The sequence below is a fragment of the Limnothrix sp. FACHB-406 genome, assembly GCF_014698235.1.
Lineage (GTDB): Bacteria > Cyanobacteriota > Cyanobacteriia > CACIAM-69d > CACIAM-69d > CACIAM-69d.
On the sequence record NZ_JACJSP010000002.1, the window covers coordinates 118,016 to 129,695 of the forward strand.

General features: G+C 55.3%; 11 protein-coding genes. 5 read left to right on the plus strand and 6 right to left on the minus strand.

Annotated elements, in window-relative coordinates; all coding sequences use genetic code 11:
* Positions 1-17: 17 nt before the first annotated feature.
* Positions 18-1,703, minus strand: a complete 1,686-nt coding sequence (gene ribBA, locus H6G53_RS02390; protein WP_099535431.1) for a bifunctional 3,4-dihydroxy-2-butanone-4-phosphate synthase/GTP cyclohydrolase II — start codon at positions 1,701-1,703, stop codon at positions 18-20.
* 332 nt (positions 1,704-2,035) lie between these two features.
* Here ribBA and argC point away from each other — a divergent pair, with 332 nt between their 5' ends.
* Positions 2,036-3,094, plus strand: a complete 1,059-nt coding sequence (gene argC / locus H6G53_RS02395) for an N-acetyl-gamma-glutamyl-phosphate reductase (protein WP_099535433.1) — start codon at positions 2,036-2,038, stop codon at positions 3,092-3,094.
* Between the two features lie 237 nt (positions 3,095-3,331).
* Entirely contained in the window at positions 3,332-4,372 is a 1,041-nt protein-coding gene (locus H6G53_RS02400) for a DnaJ C-terminal domain-containing protein (protein WP_099535435.1), read from the plus strand.
* A gap of 45 nt (positions 4,373-4,417) precedes the next feature.
* On the opposite strand, the gene hisH is transcribed toward H6G53_RS02400, so the two are convergent.
* Positions 4,418-5,074: an imidazole glycerol phosphate synthase subunit HisH gene (gene hisH, locus H6G53_RS02405; RefSeq protein ID WP_099535437.1), complete on the minus strand. Its 657-nt coding sequence runs from the start codon at positions 5,072-5,074 to the stop codon at positions 4,418-4,420.
* A 132-nt stretch (positions 5,075-5,206) separates the two neighbouring features.
* Between hisH and H6G53_RS02410 the strand changes: the two genes are divergently transcribed.
* On the plus strand, positions 5,207-5,731 hold the full coding sequence (locus H6G53_RS02410; protein ID WP_190530824.1) for a peptidase C15: 525 nt from the start codon (positions 5,207-5,209) through the stop codon (positions 5,729-5,731).
* A 12-nt stretch (positions 5,732-5,743) separates the two neighbouring features.
* Here H6G53_RS02410 and H6G53_RS02415 read toward each other — a convergent pair whose 3' ends face one another.
* From H6G53_RS02415 to H6G53_RS02430, 4 genes are all read right to left on the minus strand, one after another.
* Entirely contained in the window at positions 5,744-6,472 is a 729-nt protein-coding gene (locus H6G53_RS02415) for an ATP-binding cassette domain-containing protein (protein ID WP_190530825.1), read from the minus strand.
* 60 nt (positions 6,473-6,532) lie between these two features.
* A complete protein-coding gene (gene devC, locus H6G53_RS02420) occupies positions 6,533-7,690 on the minus strand; it encodes an ABC transporter permease DevC (protein WP_190353541.1) in 1,158 nt (385 codons plus the stop codon).
* 123 nt (positions 7,691-7,813) lie between these two features.
* Positions 7,814-9,112: an HlyD family efflux transporter periplasmic adaptor subunit gene (locus H6G53_RS02425; protein WP_199309101.1), complete on the minus strand. Its 1,299-nt coding sequence runs from the start codon at positions 9,110-9,112 to the stop codon at positions 7,814-7,816.
* Positions 9,066-9,683 carry a TetR/AcrR family transcriptional regulator gene (locus H6G53_RS02430; RefSeq protein ID WP_099535443.1) on the minus strand — a complete coding sequence of 206 codons (618 nt, stop codon included), beginning with the start codon at positions 9,681-9,683 and terminating at the stop codon, positions 9,066-9,068. Before H6G53_RS02430 ends, H6G53_RS02425 begins: the two co-directional genes overlap by 47 nt.
* Positions 9,684-10,411: 728 nt before the next feature.
* Here H6G53_RS02430 and H6G53_RS02435 point away from each other — a divergent pair.
* Together H6G53_RS02435 and H6G53_RS02440 are read left to right on the plus strand one after the other, a co-directional pair.
* Positions 10,412-10,621: a glycogen debranching protein gene (locus H6G53_RS02435; RefSeq protein WP_099535445.1), complete on the plus strand. Its 210-nt coding sequence runs from the start codon at positions 10,412-10,414 to the stop codon at positions 10,619-10,621.
* Positions 10,622-10,944: 323 nt separating this feature from the next.
* A complete protein-coding gene (locus tag H6G53_RS02440) occupies positions 10,945-11,538 on the plus strand; it encodes a hypothetical protein (protein ID WP_190526315.1) in 594 nt (197 codons plus the stop codon).
* Positions 11,539-11,680 lie beyond the last annotated feature (142 nt).

Sequence of the window (11,680 nt, forward strand, 5' to 3'; positions counted from 1 at the left end):
AGCCCTAACGCAGGCCGCTAGCGCAGGAAGCTATAAATTTGCTGGCTTTCCACATCTTGGCAAATGGTGGATGGTCGATGCCCGCTTGACAGCTTGTAGGTCAGGCGATCGAGCTTCACCTGTAGCCCGGCCATGGGGTCGCCCCCTTCACTGACCAAAAATTCCAGCCGCTGCACCGCTTGCCAGTCTGCCAACTGATCCAGGAGTTGGGCGATCGCCTCCAGGTAAGGATGGCCCGGTTCGCGATACCAACCGGCCATGGCCAAATTGGATTGGTCAAAGCCCAAATGCACAATCAGCGCCGGATTGCCAAACAGGGCCACCGCCACCGGCCGCGCCTCTTCCCGCAATCGCAAATCCCGATCGCTCACCAATTGTCGCAACTGGGCTAACCGTTCGTAGGCTTCGCTAGTGGTGGGGTGATCCGTCCAATGGAGGGCGATCGTCACCAGATAGGTTTGCAGCAGCAGATGCCCCAGCTTGGCCGCCTTGGTGGTCAGATAGCGCGTGTTGAAGGAGTTGGCCTCAATCAACAAGGGCACGCGATCGACCACTTCCAACCCATAGCCACGAACACCGGCAATTTTGCGCGGGTTATTGGTAATCAGCCGCACTTGGTTAATGCCCAAATCGTTCAAAATTTGTGCGCCCACACCGTAATCGCGCAAATCCGCTGGAAAACCGAGCTTTTCGTTGGCTTCCACCGTGTCAAAGCCCAAATCTTGCAAGGAATAGGCCTTGAGCTTATTAATCAGGCCAATGCCGCGACCTTCCTGGCGCAGGTAAACCACCACCCCTTCATCGGCCTGCTCAATCATTTTCAGGGCCGCGATCAGTTGCGCTCGACAGTCACAGCGCAAGGATCCCAGCGCATCCCCTGTCAGACATTCCGAATGCACCCGCACCAACACCGGGCGATCGTGGAAGGTGGCCGGGTCGCCCTTGACGATCGCCACATGGTCGGAACCGTCAATTTCGTTGCGATAGCCATAGATCTCAAACAGGCCAAACTCCGTGGGCAGTTTGGTGACCGTTTCCCGGATCACAAACCGCTCATGTTGCAGCCGATAGCTAATTAAGTCCGCGATTGTGGCGATTTTCAGGTCGTAGTGCTGGGCATAGTCAATCAGTTGCGGTAACCGGGCCATGGAACCATCGGGATTTTGAATTTCGCAAATCACGCCCGCTGGATAAAGCCCCGCCAGGCGAGCCAAGTCCACGGCCGCCTCCGTGTGCCCTGCCCGCTTCAGCACCCCCCCTTCACGCGATCGCAGGGGGAAAATGTGCCCCGGTCGCCGCAGATCTTCCGGCCGGGTTCGTGGGTCGATCGCCACTTGGATTGTTTTGGCGCGGTCTTCCGCTGAAATGCCCGTGCTCACCCCCAAGGCCGGCGAGGCATCAATGCTGACGGTGAAGGCCGTTTGGTTGCTGTCCGTGTTGTTGGTCACCATCAAGGGCAACTCCAATGCATCGAGCCGATCGCCCGTCATGGCCAAACAAATTAGCCCCCGCGCTTCCGTGGCCATGAAGTTCACCGCGTCCGCCGTCACCTTTTCAGCGGCGTAGATGATGTCCCCTTCGTTTTCGCGGTTTTCGTCATCCACAATCACCACAGGCCGCCCGGCCTTCAGGTCTGCCAGGATGGCGGGAATCGTGTCAAACACAAACGCGGGAACAGACTGGGGGACAGTGTGGTGGGTCATTGCGGCAGCAACCAAAGGCGAACAGCGCGTCTGTCGGCTAGAGGCTAGGACGGACGCTAATAAACAGTTACAGTTCTTAACTTATGGTCTCCATTGTATCTCCTGTAGCAGTTTCACCCGGCGGTGAATTGCGGCTTTTCTGATCCTGTGCGATCGCCCTGTATCCCCTAGGGGTGAGACCCCCTGCAACCGAACGCAGGAACACCGGCAAACGGTACTAGAATGCATGGCAACAAGCCGCGCGCACCCGCCGGCTGGCCCGCACCCAGCAGCACCGCGCCCGTCCACAGACACAGGCACCCACACAAGCAAAGGGAATCAGAAGCCGGATTATGAGTAATACAGACAAGATTCCAGTTGGCATCGTTGGCGCATCGGGCTACGGCGGCGTGCAACTGGTCAGAATTCTGTTAGATCATCCCCATGTGGAACTGACCTATTTGGGCGGCGAAAGCAGTGCCGGCCAAAGCTATGGGCAAGTTTATCCTCACCTGGCCCACCGCATTTCCCTGAAGGTGGAGTCGATCGACCTGGATGAGATTGCCCGGCGCTGTCGGGTGGTGTTTTTGGGGCTGCCCAACGGGATTGCCTGTGACTTGGCCCCTCAACTGGTCGATCGGGGCTGCAAGGTGCTGGATCTGTCGGCGGATTACCGGTTCCGGGATCTGAACACCTATGAAGACTGGTATGGCAAGAGTCGCAGCGATCAGGAAGTGGCGGCCATGGCGGTCTATGGGCTGCCGGAACTGAATCGCGAGGCGATCGCGGAGGCGAACCTGATTGGTTGTCCCGGCTGCTATCCCACGGCCAGCCTGTTGGCCCTGCTGCCCCTGCTGAAACAGGGGATTATCATTCCGGAAACGGCGATCATTGATGCCAAGTCCGGCACGTCCGGCGGCGGCCGCCAGGCCAAAACCAACATGCTGTTGGCAGAAGCGGGCGGTTCCTTTTCTGCCTATGGGGTCGGTCGCCATCGCCACACGCCGGAAATTGAACAAATTTGCACGGATTTGGCGGGCCATGAAGTGCGGATTCAATTCACGCCCCACCTGATACCGATGCCGCGCGGCATTTTGTCCACCGTCTATGCCACCCTCCGCGATCCGGGCCTGGTGCGCGAAGACCTGCTGACCATCTACAACGCCTTCTATCGCAACAGTCCTTGGGTGAAGGTGTTGCCCAGTGGGGTCTATCCCCAAACCAAGTGGGCCCTAGGAACCAACCTTTGCTATTTGGGTGTGGAGGTGGATCCACGCACCGATCGGGTGATTGTGTTGTCGGCGATCGATAACCTGATGAAGGGCCAATCGGGTCAGGCGGTGCAGTGCATGAACCTGATGTTGGGCTTGGATGAAACGATCGGGTTGCCCCAGTTGGCGTTCTATCCCTAGGCTTGCTCCCGAAGCTTGCTCCCGAAATGGTCGATCAATCTTGGTTTTCCCAACCCCTTTCCCATGGCCGGAAAGGGGGCGGAAACCGCTGAGGATCAGGATCCAGGTGACAGCCAAAATCTGGTTAGGTTCGGGAATTGCACCAATCAGCGCGATCGCACCCGATCTCCAGCCAGCGCTAGACTTCGTTAGGCTAAATCCATCCCGATCGACCGCAGCAAAATAAGGTGATAGCGCATGGCCGCGACAGATTTTAAGGATTACTATGCGGTGCTGGGTCTGACCAAAACCGCCAGTGCCGAGGAAATCAAGAAAACCTATCGACGGTTGGCGCGCAAATACCACCCGGACTTGAACCCAGGCGACAAACAGGCGGAGGCGCGGTTCAAGGAAGTGAACGAGGCCTATGAAGTCCTGTCCGATGCGGACAAGCGCCAAAAGTACGATCGCTTTGGTCAATATTGGCAACAGGCCGATCGCGCCGGTCAAGCCTGGGGAGGAACCGGGGCCGGGGGAGCCGGGTTTGATGATTTTGAGTTTGGCCGCTACGGCAGCTTTGATGAATTTATTAATGAGCTGCTGGGACGGTTTGGCGGGCCAGGGGCCGCCGGGACGCGATCGAGCAGCTACAACTATCGCAGCGGCACAGGCAGCAACTACAGCGGCAATTACAACAGCAGCAATTTTGGGGGTGGCTTCTCCGGCTTTGGGGATGTGGGCGGCTTTGGCCCCCAATCGGCCGCGGGCGATCGGGAAGCCACTTTGGCCCTGTCCTTTGGGGAAGCGTTTAATGGCACGCAAAAGCGCCTGAGCCTGGGAGCCGAAACCATCACCGTGCGCATTCCTCCCGGGGCCAAACCGGGCAGCAAAATTCGCCTCAAGGGCAAGGGGCAATACGACCCCTACAGCCGTCAACGGGGAGATCTGTACCTGAAGGTCAGCCTCAATAGCCACAACTTTTTTCAATTTGAGGGCGACACCTTGGTTTGCGAAATCCCGATCGCCCCAGATGAGGCGGTGTTGGGAACCAAGGCTGATGTGCCCACCCCCGATGGGTTGGTGACCATGAATGTGCCAGCGGGCATCAAGTCGGGTCAAACCCTGCGGTTGCGGGGCAAGGGTTGGGTTGAACCCAGCGGCAAGCGAGGGGATTTGTTGGTGCGGGTGGCGGTGACTTTGCCCAGTTCACCCACGGCGGCCGAGCGGGCCGCCTATGAACAGGTGCGGGCGGCGCGATCGACCGATCCCCGATCGCACCTGCGCTCTGTTCAGCTTTAAGCGTTTTTAGGCATTTTTAAGCGTTGCCAAACCGGTCGATTAACCCTAGCAGGGAACCATCGATCGAACCGTGGTGGCAAAGTTCGCCAAAATCCGCAGGCCCGCCGCCGCTGACTTTTCCGGGTGAAACTGCACCGCCATCACATTGGGCCGACCGGAACCGAGCGCTTCGCAGTGAATGGCGGCCGTCACCGTTTGGCTGCCGTGGGTGGTCGTGGCGGCGATCGCCCCTGGATCCGCCGGATCCACATAGTAGGAATGGACAAAATAGGCCCAGGGCAACGGCTCCAGCCCTTGCCACAGAAGGGATGTGGGTTGGGTGAGGGTCAATTGATTCCAACCCATGTGGGGGATGGTGATTCCTGGTTCTGGCTGAAAAGCCCGCACGGAGCCGGGCACGATGCCCAGACCCGGTTCCCGGCCCTCGCTGCTGGTTTCAAACAGCATTTGCAAACCCAAACAAATGCCCAAGAAGGGCTTTCCTTGGGCGATCGCCTGGCGAATGGGCGCTTCCAATCCCCGATCGCGCAGTTGCTGCACCGCCGGATCAAAAGACCCGACTCCCGGCAGGACGATCGCATCGGCGCGATCGATCACCGTTGCCGAGTCAGTCACGATCGGCTCAACTCCCGCCTGGGTTAGCCCCTTGCAGGCGGAATGCAAGTTGCCCATATCGTAATCGACCACGGCAATCGTTGTCATAGGACACCAAACCCCTGCAATTGCTGCAATTGTATTGACTGAAACTGTGATTTGGATGACGGGCGATCGAAAGCGATCTCAATCATCACAAATCATTCAAAAGATCGAAACCACTGAAATTATAGGTTTGAAATGGCGCAATCTCCCTGGCTGATCACCTCCTTTCAAACTTGGTTACCCCATCAGAAATCCAACGCCTCCGATGATTTGCTGGCTTTGCTGATCGAACAACGGCAACTGCCCCCGCAGGTGATTTGCTTGCGGCAATTACCCGTTGATTTTGATCTGGCTCCTGAGCGGGTGATTGGGGCGATCGAGCAACATCGTCCTCGGAAAATCCTGTTGTGTGGCGTGGCTGAGGGGCGATCACACCTCTCCCTCGAAGCTCAAGCTAGCCAAGGGGGCAGTCGGTTAGCAACGGGTTTTCATTTGCCGCAACTGTTGGCGGGCACTGAGTGTTCTGAAATTAGCTTTGATGCGGGAAATTTTGTTTGTAATGCGCTCTATTACCGAGTCTTGCAATGGCTGTTGCTCCACCGCCAATTAGCCAAGGCTCTGTTTATCCATGTGCCAGTTGTGACCCTTGAAAACCAAGGAAAAATCGCAGCGGATTTCCGTCAAATTTTGCACAACCTAGAGCACGATCGCCAAGTTTGATCCCTTGCGAGTTTATTCAGTCTTATCCTTCACCAATCGCCCATCTTCCATATACAGCAGTCGATCGGCAATATCCAAAATTCGGTTATCGTGAGTGACCAACAAAATGGTGCAATCTCGCTCCTTGGCCAAGCGTTGCAAAATTTCCACCACATCCCGCCCCGACTTGCGATCGAGCGCAGCCGTTGGCTCATCGGCCAACACAATTTTGGGAGAACTCACCAGGGCCCGGGCGATCGCCACCCGCTGTTTTTGTCCCCCCGAAAGCTGCTCGGGATAATAGTCCAATCGCTCGCCTAAGCCCACCGCCGTCAACATTTCATCCACCAGCTGATCGCACTCCGCATCGGTGTAATGGTCATGTAATTCCAAGGACAAGCGGACATTTTGGCGAGCTGTTAGAAAGCTCAAAAGATTGTGGGCCTGGAAAATATAGCCAATGTTGCAGCGAGTTTTTAAGAGCTGTTCTTTGCTGGCTCCACACATTTCTTGGCCCAAAATTTTCAAGCTTCCTTCATGGGCCGATCGCAACCCTCCCAACAAGGTCAATAGGGTGGTTTTTCCAGAGCCAGATGGCCCCGTCAGCAGCACAATTTCACCCGCTTGAATGATCAGGTTAATGTCATGAAGCACCTGTTTTTTGAGATCACCATTGCCAAAATAGTGATTCAAATTCTGAATCGTAATGGCACCGGTTTGGCTAGATGGTTGCCCAAGGACTTGATTCGTAACCTGATCCATGACCTGATCCATAACCTAACCCTCTGCTAGATTGATCTCTCCAAACGTGGGCAAAAATCCTTAGAAAATATCCGCTGGATCCGCTTGATAAAGCTTTTGCATGGCAATCACGCTGGAGGCGCTACACATGGCAATGGTCAACACAAAAACGGTGATGGCGCGATCGAGCCGCATGAAAATTGGCAGGAGGGTGGCGGAATAGGTGATTTGATATAAACCCATTGCCAAAACCATGCTGGGCAAAAAGCCAATCACTGCCAAAATCAAGGCTTCAGTGATCAAAACGCGCACCAGGAAGGCGTTGCTGTAGCCCATGGCTTTCATGGTGGCAAATTCCGATAGGTGATCGGACACATCGGAATAGAGAATCTGATAAACAATCACGATGCCCACAATGAAGCCCATGATGGCCCCAAGACCAAAAATGAAACCAATGCCGGTTCCTTCAGCCCAATATTGTTTTTCAACGTTGGCAAATTCTTCAACGGTCAAAACTCGCACATCTTTGGGCAAAAAGGCAGACAGTTTCTGTTGCATCACCACCGGATCGCTACCCGGTTGCAGTTGAATTAACCCCACTTCAATGTTGCTGGCGGAGCGATCGGGAAACAAATGCAAAAAGGTGGAATCACTGACGATCGTGTTGCCATCTGCCGCAAAAGAGGCCCCCAGGGTGAAAGTACCGCTGACGTTCAAGAGCCGATCACTCAACTCCACTTCTAAACCATGGGGCGATCGGGCTAACCAATCGGCTACCGTGCCATATTCTGGTCGTCCCGCTTGGTCAAACAAAACTGTTTTCAGCAGGGTGATTTGATTGAGTTGCTGTTCCACTTCCGGCAGCTTGAAACTGGGCTTTCCCGGTTCCACACCCCAAACCAAAATGGCGCGACTTTCACGGGTTTCTGGATTGCGCCATTGGCCGGTGTTGATGTAAATAGAACTCACCTCTTTCACCTCGGGCAGTGCGCGAGCTTGATAGAGCCGTTCGCGTTGGAAACTCTTAACAGAAAAAAGCGTCCGAAACTGAGGATTAATCAGGATTAAATCCGCATCAAGGTTGAGGTGGGGTTTGATGGCTGCGTCGTATAGACCACTTTGGAACCCCAACTGCATGAACATCAAAATATCTGCAAAAGCAATGCCAGCGGTGGCCACAATTAGGCGGCTTTTCTGGCGCACCAATAATAGCCAAGAAAGGGGAGTTTTTTTGGGCATGGGGTCGGTTGCAACGCTAGCGAGCGTGCTGGCAAAAGAATTGATTCAATAACAATCAAATGACTGCTAATCAAGTGACTATTAATCAAATGACTATTAATCAAGTAACCGCCAATTAGCGAGTTAGCGAGCGTTGCCCGTGTCGGTTTCGATGCTCACTTCCACTTGCAAATTGGTGAGCGATCGCACGCGGGCCGTGCTGGCCGGATCGAGCAAAATGCGCACTTCCACCACCCGCCGATCGAGGTTTTCGCCCGGCTGATTGCTAAACACGTTTTGTTGCAACACTTGCAGTCCCACTTGGGTCACCGTGCCGCGCAAGCTGCCCTGAACAGCTTGGCCCACAATAGTTGCCGGTTGGCCAACGCGCACCAGCCCCACATCGGTTTGGTAAACCTCCGCCACGGCCACCATTCGATCGGTCTGGGCCAGGTCAAGCAGGCCGCTATCACCAATCTTTTCGCCTGCCCGGGCATGGATCTTCAAAATTTGCCCATCGCTGGGGGCCCGCAAATAAGCCCGTTCCAGGGCCGCCGCCGCCCGATCGCGCGCGGCCCGGGCCGCCGCCACTTCCGCCAAGGCCGTGCGCACATCCACCGTCCGCACTTCCGCCACGCTGCTGAGGGTGGACTTGGCCTCTTGCCATTGTTGTTGGCCCGCCCGCTCAACCCGACTCAGCACCGCCGTGGCCTCTTGCACTTCCTGGCGACCGGTGCGATCGAGCCGGTTCAGTTCCGCCCGGGCTTCCTGAAGCTGCCGAAACAAAGTTTCCACCGACAGCCGCTTGGAATCGTACCGGGAGGCAGATTCCGCCCCTTCCTGATAAAGCGCCTCATAGCGCCGATATTCTGATTGGGCATTGGCTAACTCCGCTTCCAGGCGACGGACGGCGGCCGACTGTTGGGCTAACTGCCCTTGCCACTGGGCCCGCAACCGGCTGAGCTGGGCCCGTTGAGCGTCGGTGTTCCCTTGCCATTCTGCTTGCACTCGGTTCACGGCGGCCCGCTGGCTGTTGATGTCACCGGTTTTGGCCCCGGCCCTCACTTGGGCTAGGCGCGCTTCGGCCACCTGCACTTGGCGGTTCGCTTCGTTATATTCGGCGGCCAACACGGTTTCCGAAGCCAACAAGGCCACCACTTGCCCCGCCCGCACCTGATCGCCTTCCCGCACGCGCAACTCACTGACCCGATCGCCATCCAGCGCCAAGGGAGCCGCCAACCGCACCACCTCCGACTCCGGCTCCAGTCGCCCCAGGGCCGTCACGCCCGATCGCACCACCGGGCCCGGGGTTGAGCTTTGGGCCTGTTGCTCTGCCGTTGCCCGGTTCCACTGCGACAGCCCGATCGCCCCCAGGGCAATGCTTGCCGCCGCCGCGCTAGCCGCCAGAGCCAGCGTGTTGAAATTCCTGAACTTTACAATCACGATTGGTTTGCTCCCAGTAGCCCGCTAGCATCTTGGACATCAAAACTGCCTGTTCCGCCAAGTCCAACTGCTCACCCAAAAGCATTCGGCGGTACAGCAAGCCACTCACCCAAGCCAAAAAACACTCCAAAACCGGACGATCGTGAATTCCCAAAAAGTCTGCCAGCGCCTGAACATAGCGATCGTGGGCCCCCTGAATCAAGGGATGTTTGCGCACCACTTCCCCCTGATGGCGGCAAAACTCCGCAATTAACAGATCCTGCTGGCGAAAATATTCCTCGTTGTCAATCACGCAATTCATCACCACCACAATTCGTTCGGTCAGGGTCAGCGGATGGCTCAACTGACTGAGCACTTGTTCTCCCGTATCCTCCAAGCTCAGGTAGTCCATGAGTTGGATGAAAAGGTCTTCTTTGCTCTCGAAATAGTGGTAAAGGGTTCCAGTGGAAACACCGAGTCCCTTGGCAATTTCCCGAATCGTGAGTGCGTGGTAGCCCCGTTCGGCAAACAAAGCAAAGCAACGACTCAGGAGTTCTTGGCGATAGCTCTCGTGATCAACAATTTTGGGCATTGGCTCAATACGCAAGTGTTTTTAATCGGTTTTTGTGCGGCCACACTACCTCACCTGCGCAGAATTGGCACTGAAATTGGCCTTGAAATCGACATTGTGTAATGCATGATCAGGGGTCGATCGATGCCTAATGAATGTCGTATTCATGCCGAATCGATGCCTGAGCAATGCTGAATCAAGGAGTTCATCAGTGAAATCACTAGCAACTTATTGAGGAAGACTCTCGATTAGTTCCCTAGAGCAATTCTCTTGGGGGTTGTTTTCAGAAACGGTGATCAAGAACGGTGATCAAGAATGGTTGGTCATTGTTTTCAGGCTTGGATGACTGAATTTTGTAACCGAAATGGTGGCAACTTGGGACGAATCCTCAGCCGAAAGATTCAAGACCAAAAGATTTGCATTTAATTTGCTAATTTGCATCTTCAGGACTCAAACCCTCTGCATGGGGTCTCAGGCTGCCGGTTGATGAGTTGAGGGTTGGGGTTCTGAACTCGGATTTATTTTAAATCGAACGTTCGTTATTTTTCTAGTCCCCAACTCAAATTTTTGTCAAAATTTCCGGATAGTAGATTTTCGGTTGATTTTCTGGGGCAGCGCCCCGATCGCCCTAACCCTTGCATTGCCGACCCGACACATTTCCCAGGGCGCTGGGTGGGAATGGATAGACTGGAGACGGAGATTGCAATCTATCCATTGCTACTCCTTGCAGCCATTGAGAATCAGTCGTCATGACCATCTGGGTAAACGAACAAATGGATCCCGCAGGCATTTCCCACGCTTGCATTGCTTCTACCAGCGAAGAACAGGCCCAGGCCTGCTATGAGTCTTTCCAAGAAAATCTGACCGATGAACAGCGCCAGGAGGGTTGGGTGGTGACTATGCGCACCGTGGATTCTTGGGATGATGTGCCCGTGGCGGCCCTGAAGCTGAGTGTTTAAGCCGGTTCAGTCGATCGCCCCTTGATTCGCCTTAGTGCTGTCTGAAGTGCTGTCTGAGCCTATGCAGCAGCCCAGATCAAATCCAGATCAAATCCGGATCAAATTTTGAACCGGTGGTTTTGAATCTGTGGTTCACGGATTCGAGGCCGACCCTAGGGGGCGATCGAGATACAATCAGGCCGTTCGGGGCTATTTCTGTGCCATTGCACCCTGTGCCATCACAGATCGGCTTTTGCAGCGCGCTCCTACCGAACCACACCCACCCTCTTTTTCTGACAAGCTCTGTCGTTTGTTTTTAGGTATCAGCAACAGCGAGGCAAGCCATGGATCGCCAAGACATTCGGGAACGGTTAGGCAACATTGATCAAATCCGCGACATCTTGGTCGGCTCCCAGCTTCGCGACTATGAAAATCGCTTTGCGCAAATGGAGTCGGAACTCAATCTGTTGCATCAGGATTTGCAGGATCGGATTGAGGAGGTGAAGGTTTCCCTCTCAACCCAATTGCAAGCGTCCCTGGAGGCGCTGGATAAGCGGTTGAAGGGGTTCACCACCAAGATGCAGGAGGAAACCACGGACTTGCAGCAACAGAACGATCGCCTGGGTCGGCGGGTTCAGGCCATCTTTGAGGAGTTGGATCGAGCCTTTGAGGAAAAAACCACGGCGATTGATGGCCGTTTGAACGAAAGCCGCGACAAGCTGCAAGAGGACATCCGCACCCTGCGTACTCAAATTTTTGAGGAGCTGGATACGCGGTTCTCGTCCTTGCGCGATAACAAAGTGGAGCGCGAGACTTTGGCGGAGTTGATGTTTGAGCTGGGAATGCGCCTGAAGGGTCAGGATGTGGTTCCGGCGTTGCAAGCGGCGATCGATCCGCCAAGTGCCCTGTCGGTGGAGTTGGTGTCGCCGGAGGGTTAATCAGAGGGTTAGTCAACGGTTAACCGGACTGGGGCGCAACAATCATGCGGGCCGGTTCGCCAATCCTGGCCGATCGGGCATTGGGCCAACGGTGGGTTTTTCTCAGGAAGATTTCCTAGACTGGATGGAACCCGTTGTCACT